The 17,032-nt window shown below is 33.4% G+C and carries 14 protein-coding genes; 4 read left to right on the plus strand and 10 right to left on the minus strand.

The genetic code is table 11. The annotated features are described in order from the left end of the window. Positions 1-149 precede the first annotated feature (149 nt). The 4 genes from AOB58_RS06000 to AOB58_RS06015 all read right to left on the minus strand — a co-directional run bounded on the left by AOB58_RS06000 (position 150) and on the right by AOB58_RS06015 (position 6,591). A complete protein-coding gene (locus AOB58_RS06000; protein ID WP_002508310.1) occupies positions 150-1,664 on the minus strand; it encodes an ABC transporter permease/substrate-binding protein in 1,515 nt (504 codons plus the stop codon). Then, positions 1,661-2,626, minus strand: a complete 966-nt coding sequence (locus AOB58_RS06005; RefSeq protein WP_064783085.1) for an ABC transporter ATP-binding protein — start codon at positions 2,624-2,626, stop codon at positions 1,661-1,663. Before AOB58_RS06005 ends, AOB58_RS06000 begins: the two co-directional genes overlap by 4 nt. Positions 2,627-2,916: 290 nt before the next feature. Further along, positions 2,917-4,695, minus strand: coding sequence for a DNA helicase RecQ (recQ, locus tag AOB58_RS06010; protein WP_002508312.1), 1,779 nt, complete (start codon positions 4,693-4,695; stop codon positions 2,917-2,919). A 12-nt stretch (positions 4,696-4,707) separates the two neighbouring features. Beyond that, complete coding sequence (locus AOB58_RS06015; RefSeq protein ID WP_064783086.1) at positions 4,708-6,591, minus strand: ABC-F family ATP-binding cassette domain-containing protein; 1,884 nt, start codon at positions 6,589-6,591, stop codon at positions 4,708-4,710. Positions 6,592-6,719: 128 nt separating this feature from the next. On the opposite strand from AOB58_RS06015, the gene AOB58_RS06020 reads away from it, so the two are divergent. Continuing rightward, the gene (locus tag AOB58_RS06020) at positions 6,720-7,538 is read left to right on the plus strand and encodes a ZIP family metal transporter (RefSeq protein ID WP_021339431.1); all 819 of its coding nucleotides are present in this window, start codon (positions 6,720-6,722) and stop codon (positions 7,536-7,538) included. Positions 7,539-7,724: 186 nt separating this feature from the next. On the opposite strand, the gene ltaS is transcribed toward AOB58_RS06020, so the two are convergent. The 6 genes from ltaS to AOB58_RS06055 all read right to left on the minus strand — a co-directional run bounded on the left by ltaS (position 7,725) and on the right by AOB58_RS06055 (position 14,940). Beyond that, a complete protein-coding gene (gene ltaS, locus AOB58_RS06025) occupies positions 7,725-9,665 on the minus strand; it encodes a polyglycerol-phosphate lipoteichoic acid synthase LtaS (protein ID WP_064783087.1) in 1,941 nt (646 codons plus the stop codon). A gap of 785 nt (positions 9,666-10,450) precedes the next feature. Beyond that, positions 10,451-11,455 carry a 5-oxoprolinase subunit C family protein gene (locus AOB58_RS06030; RefSeq protein ID WP_056935362.1) on the minus strand — a complete coding sequence of 335 codons (1,005 nt, stop codon included), beginning with the start codon at positions 11,453-11,455 and terminating at the stop codon, positions 10,451-10,453. Beyond that, positions 11,443-12,150: a 5-oxoprolinase subunit PxpB gene (pxpB, locus tag AOB58_RS06035; protein ID WP_064783088.1), complete on the minus strand. Its 708-nt coding sequence runs from the start codon at positions 12,148-12,150 to the stop codon at positions 11,443-11,445. The genes AOB58_RS06030 and pxpB overlap by 13 nt, the downstream gene beginning before the upstream one ends. A gap of 462 nt (positions 12,151-12,612) precedes the next feature. Beyond that, on the minus strand, positions 12,613-13,221 hold the full coding sequence (locus AOB58_RS06045) for an aminotransferase class IV (RefSeq protein WP_064783089.1): 609 nt from the start codon (positions 13,219-13,221) through the stop codon (positions 12,613-12,615). After that, a complete protein-coding gene (locus tag AOB58_RS06050) occupies positions 13,221-14,363 on the minus strand; it encodes a chorismate-binding protein (protein ID WP_064783090.1) in 1,143 nt (380 codons plus the stop codon). The genes AOB58_RS06045 and AOB58_RS06050 overlap by 1 nt, the downstream gene beginning before the upstream one ends. Continuing rightward, complete coding sequence (locus AOB58_RS06055; protein WP_064783091.1) at positions 14,347-14,940, minus strand: anthranilate synthase component II; 594 nt, start codon at positions 14,938-14,940, stop codon at positions 14,347-14,349. The genes AOB58_RS06050 and AOB58_RS06055 overlap by 17 nt, the downstream gene beginning before the upstream one ends. A 254-nt stretch (positions 14,941-15,194) precedes the next feature. Here AOB58_RS06055 and queC point away from each other — a divergent pair, with 254 nt between their 5' ends. From queC to queE, 3 genes are read left to right on the plus strand one after another with little or no spacing between them, the layout of a single operon-like run. After that, positions 15,195-15,866: a 7-cyano-7-deazaguanine synthase QueC gene (gene queC, locus AOB58_RS06060; protein ID WP_021339424.1), complete on the plus strand. Its 672-nt coding sequence runs from the start codon at positions 15,195-15,197 to the stop codon at positions 15,864-15,866. Between the two features lies 1 nt (position 15,867). Next, complete coding sequence (queD, locus tag AOB58_RS06065) at positions 15,868-16,293, plus strand: 6-carboxytetrahydropterin synthase QueD (RefSeq protein WP_021339423.1); 426 nt, start codon at positions 15,868-15,870, stop codon at positions 16,291-16,293. Further along, the gene (gene queE / locus AOB58_RS06070; protein ID WP_064783092.1) at positions 16,286-17,002 is read left to right on the plus strand and encodes a 7-carboxy-7-deazaguanine synthase QueE; all 717 of its coding nucleotides are present in this window, start codon (positions 16,286-16,288) and stop codon (positions 17,000-17,002) included. Before queD ends, queE begins: the two co-directional genes overlap by 8 nt. The last annotated feature ends 30 nt before the right edge of the window (positions 17,003-17,032 follow it).

Genomic DNA, 17,032 nt, shown 5'->3' on the forward strand with positions numbered 1-17,032 from the left:
AATAACTATTATAAACCCAATAATAGTTTAAAATCAATGTGTCCTCATCAAACAGTTTGATTTGTAATTAGTAAAAAAACGAGTTCAGATAAATTAAGCGTGTTATTCTTATCGCTCATCATCCGAACCCGTAATAAAAGAGTTAATGTTTAATCTATTAAATTATGCTTTTCTAGATATGCTTTTGCAACTTCATATGGGTCTTCTTTTTTCACAGTCACATCGTAGTTCATTTGTTGCATTTCTTCATCTGAAATTTTACCTGCTAATTTATTTAGCGGTGCTTTAATTTCAGGATGTTCTTCTAAATAGGATTCTTTAAACATAGGCGCACCTTGATATGGTGGAAAGACATCTTTATCATCCTCTAGAACGACCATATCATATTGTTTTAATTCAGCATCTGTTGAATATGCATCTATTAAATTGATATCGCCACTTTCAATTGCTTGATAACGTAATTTAGGTTCCATCGTTTTGACGTCTCCTAAATCAAGGTCATATGCTTTTTTCACAGCTGGATAGCCATCTTCACGATCATTAAATTCTAATGTAAAGCCAGGCTTGATTTTGCTACTGACTTTATTTAAATCACCAATTGTTTTAATATCATGCTCTTCTGCAAAGTCTTTTTTCACTGCTAAGGCATACGTATTATTGTATTCCATTGGTTTTAACATCGTCATATCATATTTACTTTCTAAACTCGATTTAGCTTGTTCGTATACTTCGTCTTCTTTCTTAGACTGTAGATCTTCTTTTGTTAATTCACCGAGGACTGTCCCTGTAAACTCAAGATAACCATCTATATCATCTGATTTTAAGGCGTTAAATAAGAAAGCTGTTTTACCCAATCCGTCTTCAACTTCAACAGTATGATCTGTTTCTTCTTCAATTAAAATTTTATACATATTGGTAATCACTGAAGGCTCTGAACCAAGCTTACCTGCTAAAGTCACTTTATCTCCTTTTTGCGCTAACAACGGACCAACTATAAACAATAATAAGATTAATACGATAGCACCTAATGCAATCAGTAATTTTTTGTATGACATTTTTTGCATAAAGCGTAAGGCTAAATCAAATAAGATTGCGAGCAAGGCCGCTGGAATGGCACCGATAAGTATTAATGACGTATCATTTCTATCGATACCTAATAATATAAGGTCACCTAAACCACCTGCACCAATTAAAGCTGCTAATGTTGCCGTACCAATGATTAATACCATAGCTGTGCGAATACCCGCCATAATTACCGGCATCGCAATTGGCAATTCTACTTTACTCAAACGGCGTCCTGGTTTCATACCTATACCTTTTGCTGCTTCTATTAACGAAGCATCAACTTCGTTAATACCCGTGTATGTATTTCTCAAAATAGGTAGTAGAGCATAAACGACTAAAGCAATCACGGCTGGCACTTTACCTATACCAAATAGCGGTATCATCAAACCGAGTAAAGCAAGTGATGGTATCGTTTGTAGTATAGCTGCAATATTCATCACGACTTCAGAAAGTTTACGCGTTTTTGTAAGCAGAATGCCTAAGGGAACACCAATCAGAGTCGCTATTAATAAAGCAATAAATGATATTTGCATATGTTCAAAAATAGTTGTTAATAATTGACCTTTGCGCTCTACAAGAGTGTTAATGAATTCATTCATCCATTATGACCTCCTTTGCTTTCTGACAAAACTTTAAATATATCTTCTCGTTTTAGCACATGTTGTGTAGAAGCTGCTTCGTCATCGACAATAATTGCTTCATGGTCAATTAAATGCTCATAAATATCGCGTACAAAATAATCACTTTGTACAACAGGATAACTTTCATGAGTCATTTCTGATTTATTGTTTGGTAAATTGCTAACCAGTTCAGATAATTTCATATCATTAACCGTACATTTTACTTTATCTCCCATAAACTGCTTCACAAAGTCATTTTTAGGATTTTTAATAAACCCTTCTGGTGTATCAATTTGTTCAACTCGACCCTCATTTAATAAACATATACGGTCGCCCAGTTTCATTGCTTCTTGAATATCATGTGTTACGAAAATAATCGTTTTTTTAATTTTTTGTTGTAATTCAATTAAATCATCTTGTAACTTTTCACGGCTAATCGGGTCTAGCGCACTGTATGGCTCATCCATTAATATCACTGGCGGATCGGCGGCCAATGCACGAACCACGCCTACACGTTGCTGCTGACCTCCTGACAACTCATCTGGTTTACGATTTTTATATAATTCAGGTTCTAAACCCACCATATTCAATAATTCATCCACGCGTTGATTAATATCTTTTTCTTTCCACTTTTTCATTTGTGGCACTTGAGCGATATTCTCTTTGATTGTCATGTGAGGGAAAAGTGCGATTTGTTGCAGTACATAGCCAATATCCCAACGCATTTCATAAATAGAATAATCACTAATTGGTTTATCATTAAAATAAATATATCCTTCAGATAACGAAATTAAGCGATTGACCATTTTTAAGGTCGTTGTTTTTCCACAACCTGAAGGACCAATTAACACAAAAAATTCGCCTTTTTTTATATTAAAACTGATGTCATCGACTGCAGTTTTATCTCCATATTTTTTCACTACATTTTTAAATTCTATCATTTTGTCACCTTCACTTTACTGTCCTCTATTTTAAAAAATTAGATTAAATTCACATTTACTACAACTATTCCCTATTTTCATATAATTCATGTATTTATCAAGCAATTATCAAAGTTTTTGTTTTACTTCATTAATAACTTGTTTTTACAAAAAAGCGAAGTTAACTCAAATCAAAAATATACCTATGATTTTTTGTTACATAGTATATTAAAATTTGAAATTTAACTTCGCGGTTATGGTTATATTTATTAAAAGCAGAAAGCTATGTGGCACTACAACAACTAACTTGATTATATTTTTGCTTTATAAGATTGAATGGTTTCTAAGAACATTGGACAGTAATGTTTTAATTTGTAACTACCTACGCCATCAATTAAAATCATATCTTGTTTTGATTCTGGCTTTCTTTTAGCAAATTCTTCTAGTGTAAAATCAGAGAAGATACTTACTGGCGGAATACTCAAGTCCTCACTTAGCTGCTTACGTACAGCTATAAGTTCATCAAATAGTGCACGATCCACACCTTCAACGGTATTGATATTAACTTTTTCTGTAGTTTTACGTTTAAATGGCGTCGTAAATATAGTGACTTGATCACTCAATAAACTTTTCACAGAGTTATCACAAGTTAATATTTCATCATACTCATTTAAAAAGCCTTTAAATCTCAATTCATCAATAAGATGACTTAAATCTGATGTAGTGTAGTTTTTCATAATACCATGTGTCGACAATTCATTATAATCACAGTAGCGAATATAATCAGATTCTTCGCCTCTTAATACTTGTATAATGACGCTATAGCTTTCTTTCTGTTTCATACGTGCAATACAACTCACAATCATTTTTGCTTCATTTGTCATATCGTACGTTTTATTTTCTCTTACGCAATTACTACACTGTTCACATTCTTCAAGCTTTTCATTCGGCTCAAAATAATGTACAAGTGTTGCTTCTAAACACTTTTTAGTTTTTGTATAAAGTATCATTTTATTTAATTTTTCGCCCATCTTATCTTTATAATCATCATCTGCTTTCGATGAAGATATAAAATACTGATGTAAGCCGATGTCACGTTCACTAAATAATAAAATACAATCACTATTTAAGCCATCACGACCTGCACGACCTGCTTCTTGATAGTATGATTCTAAATCGCCAGGCATATTATAATGAATAACAAATCTTACATTGGATTTGTCGATACCCATACCAAAAGCATTCGTAGCTACAACTACGCGTACACGATCATAAACAAAATCATTTTGGGCAGCTTCACGCTCTTTGTTCGATAGTCCACCATGATAGGTTGTACTCTTAATATCATTAATCGCTAACGCTTCTTGTAATTCTTCAACTTGTTTTCGTGTTGAACAATAAATAATGCCGGATTCTTTTTGATATTTTTTAACATATTCCAACACAAATTTTTGTCGTTGATATGTAGGATTGACTTGAAAGACTAGATTTCGACGTTTTGTACTTGTTTTAATCTCGTCATTTTTATTAATATTCAAGCGATCCATAATGTCTTTTTGAACTTCAATTGTCGCAGTTGCAGTAAGTGCTACAATTGTAAAATCTTGTGGTAATGCAAATACCTTATGAATCACATCTCGATAACTCGGTCTAAAATCGTGACCCCATTTAGAAATACAGTGTGCTTCATCAAAAGCAACTAACGGTATATTTAATTGTTGCACCATTTGAACAAAATAAGCATTATCGAAACGTTCAGGCGCCACATATAGAAATTGGATTTCACCTTTTCTAAGTTGTGCCTCTATTTCTTTTTGTTGTTTCTGAGTTAAACTACTGTTTAAGTACGCCGCGCGTATACCCATGGCCTTTAATTGATCAACTTGATCTTTCATTAGCGAAATTAATGGACTGATAACGATTGTCGTACCGCCCAACATTAATCCCGGAACTTGATAACAAATTGATTTTCCCCCGCCAGTAGGTAATACACCTAGCGCATTTTGATGATTCATTACTTTTGTTATAATTTCTTTTTGACCCGGACGAAATGTATCGTAGCCAAAATAATGCGATAATGTTGATTCCATGTTAACAATCCCTCATTGTTCTTTTAGTTCTTCTAGTTCACTCCATCTTGCCATATCATCTTCGTACGTCTGGTTAAGACGACGTTGTTCTTCAGTTAATTCTTTGATTTTAGCATAATCTGAACTTGCTGCAATCATTTCTTCATCGATGCTTTCTAATCTTTGCTCAGTAATTTCAATACGTTCAATAATTGTTTCATATTCTTGCTTTTCTTTAAAAGATAGCCCTTTTTTCTTATTCGTATTTTGTTTTACATGTGTTTGTTGTTTCTGTTGCTTTTGCTGTGCTTGGGCTTTATCTTGTTCTTTTTTATATGCTTCATAATCTTCAAATGTCCCTATAATACGTTCCATTGTACCATCGTGAATATACCAATATTCTTGGGCTACTTTATTCAAGAAATATCTATCATGACTTACTGTGATTACAGCGCCGCCAAATGTTTCAATATAATCTTCTAATATTGTGAGCGTTTCAGTATCTAAGTCGTTTGTTGGCTCATCTAATAGCAAGACATTCGGCTGATGGACTAATAATCTCAACAGATATAGTCTTTTTTGTTCACCACCTGATAATTTATATATTTTTTTACCATGTGTGGAACTTGGGAATAAGAAGCGTTCGAGTAGTTGTGTAATTGAAACTGAAGTACCATCTTTTTCTTTAGCTACTTCACTTTCTTCTCTTAAATAATCAATCATTCTTACATCACGATCTAATCGCTCTTCACTTTGTTTAAAGTAAGCAACTTTTACGGTCTGCCCAATTTTCAGATTACCTTCGAAGGCTTGATCTTCGCCACTCAATATATTTAACAATGTTGTTTTACCAGCACCATTAGGCCCAACAATACCAATTTGCTGACCACTTTGAATTATTTGAGTGATGTCTTCGAACAATGTCTTATCATTTATGCGCTTAGTCAGAGCATCGAATTCAAAGACTTGTTTACCCAATCTTGAATAAGCAAGATTTAAAGATGCTTTATCTTGTTGATGCTGATTTTTGACGTCTTGTTCTAAATCGTTAAATCTATTTTTACGTGCTTGTTGTTTTGTAGTTCGTGCTTTTACTCCCGCACGCATCCAAGCAAGTTCTTTTTTATATAAAGATTGTTGTTTCGATTGTTGTTTTTGTTCGATAATTTCATTTTCTGCACGTTGTGCTATATAAGCCTCATAATTACCAGCATAAGTGCGTAATTTCCCACGGTCTAATTCGATGATTCGTGAGGATACTTCATTTAAGAAATAGCGATCATGTGTGACAAATAACACCGTGTGTGGATATTGTTTCACATAATTGATTAACCAATTGATAGATTCAAAATCTAAGTGGTTAGTAGGCTCATCTAGAAGTAATAGATCAGGTTGTTCAATAAGTGTCTTCGCAAGACCCACTCTTTTTTGTTGACCACCTGAAAGTTCACTTACTTCTTTTGTCGTATCATGAATACCTAATTTAGAAAGTATCGTCTTGATTTCTGCACTGTAATCCCATGCTTGATTCGCATCCATTGCATCTTGTGCTTGCATCATTTTTTGTAAATCTGACTCACTCTGGGTCGTACTATATTGATTCAGTGCAGACTCATATGCACGTATAACTTGAAGTGTTTTAGTTTCTGAGGTTAGTACTGCTTCAAAAACAGACATATTTCGATCAAAATCTTGTTTTTGAGAAGAATAACGAACGCGATACGAATTGGGATGTGATATTTCCGCATCGTAATCTTCGTCTAGTCCTGCTATTACTTTTAACAAAGTACTCTTGCCAGTCCCATTTATACCAACGAGTCCTATTTTTTCTCCTTCAGAAATAGAGAGATGTAAATCATCGAAAATAGTCTTATCGGCATATGACTTATTTAAATGTTCAATTTTGTATGCTTCCATCATTCTACATCCTTTTTAATATCGAAATTTTTAAATATCGAAAATAGTAATTATATCTGTTAAACTTAATTTCAGTTCTATATATTATACACCTTTTTGAACTCAAATGATACAAAGGAGAGAAGCTTATGTCGGAATTTTTCCAAAACTTACCTCCTTACATCCAAGCATTAATAGCTGGTCTTATCACATGGCTACTTACTGCATTAGGAGCAGCATCGGTATTTATTTTCAAAAGAGTTAACGATAAGTTATTGAACTCAATGCAAGGTTTTGCTGCAGGCATTATGATTGCTGCAAGCTTTTGGTCATTATTACAGCCAGCCATTGCTTATGGTGAAGGCACAGCTTTCCCATGGTTACCTGCTGCTATTGGTTTTTTATTGGGTGGATTATTTATTCGTGGATTAGATTTAGTTATTCCTCATATACATCCAAATACCAAAGACACTAATCAATTTCATGAAGGTGTAGGTACTAAAAAACTCAACAAAAACACATTACTTGTATTGGCAATTACGTTACACAATATTCCAGAAGGTCTTTCTATAGGTGTAGCCTTTGGTGGTATTGTTTCTGGTAATGGTCAAGCAACATTTTTAGGCGCTGTTGGATTAGCCATCGGTATCGGGATACAGAATATTCCAGAAGGTGCAGCATTGTCAATGCCAATACGCGCTGCAGGTGCATCAAGATGGAAAGCTTTTAATTATGGACAAGCATCAGCCATCGTCGAGCCTATATTTGCTGTAGTCGGTGCTGCTGCGGTGATAATGATCACCCCTATGTTGCCATATGCTTTAGCATTTGCTGCAGGTGCAATGATATTCGTTGTGGTTGAAGAACTTATACCAGATTCTCAAGCAAGTAATAATACAGACCTTGCAACGTTAAGTCTAATGTTAGGATTCACAATCATGATGATACTTGATGTCGCACTTGGATAAGGACGTAAATTTTGTATTAAAAATGGTTTAGACATAAACCTAATTAGAAAAATAGCTATGGGCACTTGAAAAAGTACCATAGCTATTTTTTGTCATTTTTTAAATATGTAGTCGAATGAATCTAAAGTGAAATTTAAAAAGAGCCCATACACCTAAATTAGGTATATGGGCTCTATAAATTAACTATTATTTTTTCTCATTTCCTTTTGGACCTGGCTTATATTCGTACTCAGAAGGTTTCACTTTTTCGAAATCTGGATTGTCATAGAATCTCAATAAGTCACCATTAATCAAATCGTCACTCATTTGTAGATCTTTTTCAGCCTGTTGTTTACGTTTATCGAAATCTTTCGGTTCTTCTGTTACTGGTTCATTCGTTTTATTATCATAAATTCTGCCATTAACATATTTATAATCTTTCGTTATAAAGTCACCATTTCTGAAAGGCACTGTGTCGTTATGTTCTTTCGATAACATATCTGTACCCATCATTAGGTAATTCTTCGTATCAATTCCCATTAAATGAAGCAGTGTAGGCATAACGTCTGCTTGACTAGCATACGTTTCATCTACTGCGCCTTCTTTACCTGGTATTTTCAACCAGAAACCTGTACGGTTTAAGTCAGTAAATTTAGCTGGAGTAATTTCTTCACCTAATAATTTTTCCATAGCTTTATTATGGTTTTCAGAAATACCATAGTGGTCTCCGTAAATCATTATAACGGAATCTTCATAAAGACCTTTTTTCTTCAATTCATTAACAAATTCTTCTAATGATTCATCTAGATATCTAGCTGTTTGAACATAGCCATCTACCGTTGAATCTCCAGTGTTTGGCGATTCTATTGTTGCATCCTCCGGTGATACAGTAAATGGATAATGATTTGTTAATGTAATTAAATGACTATAGAATGGTTCTTTTTCTTTAGCTAAGTAATCTGCTGATTCTTTAAAGAACTCTTTATCTTTAAGACCTAGGTTTTCAAGATTTTCTTCAGACATATCATAATAGGTCGCATCATAGAATTTATCTATACCAAAGTGTCTATACACTTGGTCACGGTTCCAGAATGTTTTGTAGTCACCATGCATTACATTAGATGTATAACCTTGTTTTTGATCAAGAATTGCTGGTAATGCTTGGTAAGTGTTATCACCTTTCAATGAAAAGGCTGAACCTTGAGGTAAACCATACAAACTATTATCCAATGTAAACTCTGAGTCTGATGTTTTACCTTGACCCGTTTGATGGAAGAAGTTTGGATAATATCTATAACCTGCATTCCCTGATGATAATTTGTTTAAGAATGGTGTTACTTCTTCTCCGTTGACTTTTTTATCAATTAAGAAAGTTTGGAAACTTTCTAAGTGTATTTTTATAACATTTTTCTTTTTACCTGCACCAAAATACTCTTGGTTCGGTTCAACTCGTTTTTGTTTCGAATAATTTAACACTTTAGTTAAGTCATCTTCATTTGCTAAAGCTTTTTGTTGGTTATTTTGAATTGTTTTCACACCATCATAGACAGTGAAATTATACGGTCCTAAATATTTCACTAAATATTTGTGATCGAATGTACGTGTTAATAATTCAGGACGATCTGATTCAGCAAAAGCTAAATTCAGGAAGAATAAGGCAATTGCAGCTGCCATAACTACTGGCACAAACTTTTTACTGAATACACGTTTATCTAACCATTTTTGTTTAAATATCAAGATAAAAAGGTAAATGATTGTATCAATAAAGTATACAAAGTCATACCATTTAAATGAAGCTGTCACTGCGCCGCCCATTGAATCAACATTTCCAACTTGGTTCAATGTACTAAACGTTATAAAATCAGAGAAGAATCTGAAGTAAACAACGTTCGCGTATAGTAGGAAAGTTAAAACAAAGCCACCAATAAAGATGAACCAGAATGCTTTCTTCCCTTTAAAGAATAAGAAAATACTTAATACTAAAGCGATTAAACTGTATGGATTCATTAATAGGATTAGGTTTTGTACTAACCCTTTAACACCTAAAGAAAAATCAACATAATATGAAAAATACGTTTTAAATGCGACAGTAAGCACGGTCAGAATAAAAAACGCAAAAAGAGTTAATTTCTTTTTGTGTAGACTCATGTTTGTTTCCCCCGATATAGATTAATATAGGTTGGAAAATAATCCATACCTAGTAAAAAATTGGCAAAGTTACTGTGTTTAATATGTTGTTAGCGATGTTAGTATCCCTAACTAAACAAAGGTCGTTATTGGCAAAAGTTATCTTCTTTAGGTTAAGTTTTTTAAAATCCTGATCAGCTGTGTATGTAATTTAAATTTCTATACACTAGAATTTTATTAGCTTGTTCAATTGTGAACTAAAGTTATAGTTTTTGAAATTTTAAGTTTTATATATTCTAATTTAGAAACTTTTCATTTATCTATATAGTGTAAATTGTGTTAACGTTTTCGATTATTGCTTAACGTCATCTTCACAGTTTTTATCATTTTGTAATGTTTCCGTAACAAAACGCATATAGTTCAATGTATAAATATAAAGCAATTCCGGTCAAATTTCAAGTAAAAACACACTTTCAAACATAATTTAACGTTTTGCCACCGTTTTGTTAAAGGCTTGTTAATTGGCTGTGAATATATCATTAAGAAATAATATGCTTTTTAATTATACTCTGCTTGGTTTTTATATTAATCGGACTAGAGTCGTATATGAAATGAATTTTTATTTTAATATTTCACGAAATAATAATGCCCTTCTAGAAAGCTTTCTACAAAAACTCAAAAGTTATATATCTAAATATGCGCAATATAAAAAGCTGTAACCCTCGAAAAATTAACTTGAGGCGTTACAGCTGATCAGCAAGTCTATATATTATCCTTTATTCAGTAATATATAGACTTGCTATTTTTTATTTCAACATCTCTAACTGCATTCTATATTCAATACCATGAAACAATTGGTTTAACCAATTCGTATATTTAATTAAATTCTTTTCTGCAGTTTCAATATCTATAAATTGGAACTTTAATTTTGTACCTTGATGCTTTTGACCCAACTTAGTTAAATGATAACTCGCTATTGTCCCAATTTGTGGGTAACTGCCTATTGTATAATGGTCATTGAGTAAAATAATCGGTGTGCCATCTCTTTTAACTTGTATCGTGCCTATTTGAACAGACTGATGTGCCGGCATATCTTCATAAAAAGCCTTCACGGGCTGTCCTTCTACATACATCCCGACTCTATTTGCTTTACTCGTGACTTTATATTCTCCAAGCGTAAAGTGACTTAACGCTTCTTGTTCGAAGTCTTCTGTCCCTTTATTTTTAATGACATGAAAAACATCGGACATATAGTTAAAGGAAAGTGCATAACCATCAATACCCCAGTCTGTTTGATGTTTTTCTTCTAGATTTTCAAACAATTTAAGGTGACGTTCAGTATAGTCGCGTTTCATATTAATTTCGTCGCCTTTTTGCAATTTACGTCCATGAAAACCGCCAATTTTGACTTTGAAGTCGGTGGAGGTTGAGCCTAACCATTCATCTAATTCGAAACCACCACCGATTGCTAAATATACTCTAGAAGTGCGATTTGTCTCTGTAAATACAAGTACGTCACCTTTTTCCATTAAGTATAATTTATTTGGTAATACTTTCATATGCTCTGTTTTAGCTTTAAAACTACCACCGCTTAACGCAATCAATGTCGATTCAGTAAAACGAATGCTCGCCATTCTATTTGTCATCTCTAACGTAGCTTCACGCTTATCATTTGCAACGAGTCTGTTCGCTATTTCATGAGATAATGGATCTAGTGCGCCACCAGGAATAACACCGTTGTGCTCGTAGCCTTTACGACCAAAATCTTGGAAACTTGAGAATAATCCTTCACCTTCTATTATGATTGACATGGTTCGAAGCCTCCTAGATCCAGCGTTTCTTCTGTTATTGCTTTAAATTTAACATTATCGCCTAATTTTAGCTTAGTAAAATCTGCTAGTTCTGGGTCAAACAAACGAATAGGTGTATAGCCAATGACTAACCAATCGCCATAAGTATCTATTGTAGTAATACCTGTCTTTTTCCCTTCTATTATGACAGAACCTGCTGGAATAAATGTTTTTTTGCCACCTGTGTGGTTAACAAATAAACGCTTATCCATTCCGGTAAGATAAGGGAATCCAGGTGTAAAACCCATCATTGAGACAAAATACGTATGTTTCGTATGTAGTTTCACAAATTTATCAAAATCTAATTTATAATGCGTTAATAAAGCCGCTAAATCAGGCCCAAATTCTCCACCATAAACAACTGGAATTTCCATTGGTTCAAACGCTTGCTCTTCGTGTATAATCTCTAGTTGTACGGTTTGCATTAATGCGTTCATATATAAAAATGGTGATTTAATATTGTAGTGTTTGATCATGTCTCGCGCATCATAACAAATCATCATATCTGATTCAGTAGGTACAATTTCAGTTATAAAAGGATAATCTTTTTCTAATAAATACGTTTTTAATGCTAATAAATCTTCTGTTAAATCCTTAGAGACTTCTTTTTCAATAGAAACTACAATTGCTTGGTCTCCCTGGCTATATATTTTCATAGGCTCACCTCTTATATTCTTACTAATGATAAAACACATTTAACCCTTGTACCAAATAACCCACAAGTGCTTTCACTAGAAAATAGACTATTACAAATTGAACCATGCAAGAGATGGTAATTACGAATCTTGCAATATAAATCTGTTGTTTCTTCAGCAAACGATTTACATACCATTTTGAAAGCAAGGTTATTAAAATCATTGTCAGTATCCAAACTAATATCATCGTTATGCCCCACTCGCTGTTTATAATTTATTACGTAATTATTTAAGTGCACCCTTGTATATAGTCTATTGGGAATGCTTGTGTATCACTAAATTTAATACTATGATACGCCTTATTTTACCTATGTAAATCAAAGGCTAATTTGTCACAACTCACATATTTTCACGTTGACGATTTTCTATAATGGGTCCCGTCTCTGAATTCATAGTAAACCCAATGTTTATACTTTCTATATTCTATAGATAAATTTCAACCTCGGCAACCTCTCGCAAACTATTTATAAGAAAAACCTGTATCTGGTTTTTCAATATTTTATCTTTAAAATCATTTATATCGTAATTTTTTTGCGATAATTTCCCATCATCTATAAGTGATTGTCTCATACAACCACGCAAGAAATCTTCATTATATAGAGGTGTATAATAGCATTCATCTTCTTTTATCATGATATTTCCAATATCAAATTCTAATAATTTTCCATTTGAATCATACAACAACACAAGATCAGTCTGATGATTATGTGATAAATGTTTTCTAATAGTTGTCTTATTTATTAATTCAGGTTTATTTACATTATCTGGTAAAGGTACTAATTTTGCTGTAAATTTATTTTTATCAGATAAGGTTGCAACAACATAATCTAGTGATCCATCTTGGTCTAATAATATTTTTATGCGATACGCACCTGTTGGATAATCATTCATTAACATTTCGATTAACTGATTCCATTTCACTTCATCCAAGTTAAATTTAAGTCGCTCAGCAGACTGTTTTATTCTTTTTTTATGATAAGGCAGGCGCGGAAACTTTCCTTCTTCCAAACGCATCGTTTCAAATAACTGCATTATAACCTCTCCAATATCTTTGTTTTATCCTTAAATTCTTGCACTTCATCGTCAGGCTTAGAGTCTATAGTAATACCTGCACCCACGCCGTATATGGCTTGGTTATCCATGTATTGAATCGTTCGAATAGGCACGTTGAAAATGGACTTCCCTTCAGGCAACAACAAGGCAACTGTACCACAATAACCATTTCTCGGGGTTTGCTCTAACTTTTTAATATACTTCATAGTATTGATTTTTGGTGCTCCTGTAATAGAACCGCACGGAAATAATGCTTTTAAGATATGCATGAGTTTAGTCTCTTGATGTAACGTCCCTGTGACCATCGACGTCATTTGAAACACAGTGTTGTAGCGTTCTATATGAAATGGTTTATAGACTTTTACAGTTCCTGTCTCTGCAATACGGCTAATATCATTTCGTAACAAATCCACAATCATGACATTTTCCGCTTTATCTTTAACTGAATTCATTAACGTATGTAAATTTTGCTGATCTTGCGTTTCTGAATGTCCTCTAGCTATAGTACCTTTCATGGGCTTACTTAATAATACATCTTTGCGATTTTCAAACGGACCACGTTGGAAAAATAATTCTGGCGAAAGAGAAGCTAACTGTACTTCATCTGTATCGATTAAAGCAGAATAAAAACCATGATTTTGCTGCTGTAACACTTCATATAATGTAGCAATCGGATAATGAATGTCATCAGTCAAACGTGTCGTATAATTCACTTGATATGTATTACCTTCAATAATTGCGGATTGAACTGCTTTAATATGAGTAATTAATTGAGATTTATTTAATTGAAATTTAAAATCACATTTTGGTATGTATTGATCTTTTTTGTCAGTTAATGTTATATCTTCCTTTTTGTCAAAAACATAAGCAGCTGCAAAAACATATTCACCCTGTATTTGTATTGTAGCCATCTGTTCATTAAAAAAAGGTGCCGCTTCATACGGTAAATACAAAGCTACATAGCTACCTTGGTGTTGATGCATTTCTGCAAATTGTATAACGCTGCCTACTTCGTCTAAATGATATGCGATTAATTTATCTTTACACTGCGTAAATTGGTATTGATGGGATTCATATTCTGATTCGTCTAATAAATAGCGATAATTAAATTGTATCTGCATGAGAACCCTCCACGATTTCTATAAATAATTTTATTTGTTCAATACCATATTCACTCAGGATAGATTCAGGATGATACTGTACACCAAAAACAGGTAACGTTTTGTGTGCACACGCCATAATGATACCTTCTTGATTTGTTGCTGTAACTTTTAATATTTTTGGAAATGTCTTAGTATCAGCAATTAAAGAATGATATCGCATAACATAAAATGTATCGGCTAAACCTTTAAAAATACCACTGTTATCATGTTGAATTTGAGTTGTGTGACCATGAATCGGTTTATCACCTTTTATAATATCTCCGCCAAAATAAGTCGTTATTTGTTGAAATCCTAGACATACACCTAGAATTGGAACTTGTTCTGAAAAAACTTTTATAACTTCATTTAATATAAGATAATCATCAGGTGATCCTGGTCCTGGAGAAATAACTATAGCATCTGGAGACATTTGCGTAATCTTCTCAGTAGTAACCTCATCAACATCTACTACATTAACTGCCCCACTATAACTTTGATTAATATAGTCTACAATATTGTATGTAAATGAATCTTTATTATCAATGATTAGTATCATTTCTTCACCTCGTTATGTATCTTTCACTACCTATTATACTCATTATCCCAAATCTCAACTTGATTTTACAGTTTAAATGTATTATTCTTATCACCGTATAAATGAATATAAAGAGGTTCCTAGCTGACACCCTCTATAAAAAACTAGACACGTAAACAACGTCTATCTTTTTTATAAGGATAGGCGTTTTTTTATGGTGTCATAGCGAAAATGAGTCAAAGCTAGTATGACATTATTAAGGAGTGCAAGATATTATGACGCAACAATCTTTAAACAGTAATAAAGCCATCGTGGTTTTCAGTGGTGGACAAGATAGCACGACTTGCCTATTTTGGGCTAAACAACATTACGATGATGTAGAATTAGTGACATTTGAATATGGACAAAGGCACGATACAGAAATTAAAGTAGCAAAGCAAATTGCTGAAACACAAAATGTAAAACATCACATATTAGATATGTCCTTACTTTCTCAACTTACACCAAACGCATTAACGCAGCATGATATGGATATTGAAGTTGGCGAAGACGGCGTGCCAAATACATTTGTACCGGCCAGAAATCTTTTATTCTTATCATTTGCAGGTGCGCTTGCATATCAAACAAACGCGAAACATATTATTACTGGCGTTTGTGAAACTGATTTTTCTGGATACCCTGACTGTAGAGATAGTTTTATAAAATCAATGAATGTTACTTTATCTCTATCTATGGATAAAGATTTCGTTATACACACACCATTAATGTGGTTAGATAAAAAAGAAACTTGGGCACTAAGCGATGAACTTGGCGTACTAGACTATATTAGATACAATACGCTCACTTGCTACAATGGCGTTATCGGTGAAGGTTGTGGAGAATGCCCTGCTTGTGAATTAAGAGCACGAGGTTTAGACGCTTATCTAAAAGAAAAAGGAGCTGAATAACGTGTTCCAACAAAATTATCCTAACGTTCAACATCCTTATAGCTTTGAACTTAATAAAGACTTCAACTTTTCTGCAGCCCACTATATTCCTAGTGAAGATGCTGGAAAATGTATGCGTACACATGGTCATACCTACTTCGTAAATTTAACAATTGGTGGCGACACATTAGATCATAATGGTTTTTTAGTGAATTTTAGCGACTTAAAAAAATTAGTTCATGACCAATTCGACCACCATTTACTCAATGATTTACCTCAATTCAAAGGCAAGAGTCCATCAACAGAAATCGTTGCACAGACTATTTATGAAATGGTGCAAACTTCATTAAATGAACGAGACAACCAGCCTAAATGTCTACAAGTTTATGTTAGAGAAACGCCAACAAGTTATGTGGTCTATAGACCAAAGGAGTCCAAATATGAGTAAAATTCCTGTTTTAGAAATTTTCGGTCCAACAATTCAAGGTGAAGGCCGAGTGATTGGACGAAAAACGATGTTTGTTCGCACAGCTGGTTGCGATTATCGTTGTAGTTGGTGTGATTCAAGCTTCACTTGGGATGGTAGTGCTAAAGAAGATATACGCATGATGACCGCTGAGGAAATATACGACTCACTTTATGAAATTGCTGGTGACTCATTTAATCACGTAACAATTTCTGGAGGTAACCCTTCTCTTATAAAAGGCATTCAGGATTTAGTCGATCTTTTTGAAACTAAAAACATTTATAGCGCATTAGAAACTCAAGGGAGTAAATTCCAACCTTGGATGACACAAATTGATGACTTAACTATTAGTCCGAAACCCCCAAGTTCAAAAATGAAACCTAATCTACCAATATTAGATGAAGTTATTGAAAATTGTATACCTGCTTCTTTAAATTTAAAAGTAGTAATTTTTGATGACCAGGATTACGATTTTGCTAAAATGATGCACCATAGATACCCTACGATTCCTTTTTATTTACAAGTAGGTAATCCTTATCTAGATGGCGATTACGTTGAATCACATACTGAAAAGTTATTATCATTATATGAAACACTCGTCGATCGTGTAATGGCAAGCAGTGATATGAATAATGTTTACGTCTTACCACAGTTACACACATTGTTATGGAGTAATAAAAAAGGTGTTTAAATTGAGTATTTCGTACGATACGTTGTATAA

The sequence above is a fragment of the Staphylococcus sp. AntiMn-1 genome (assembly GCF_001663395.1).
GTDB classification, from domain to species: Bacteria; Bacillota; Bacilli; order Staphylococcales; family Staphylococcaceae; genus Staphylococcus; species Staphylococcus equorum.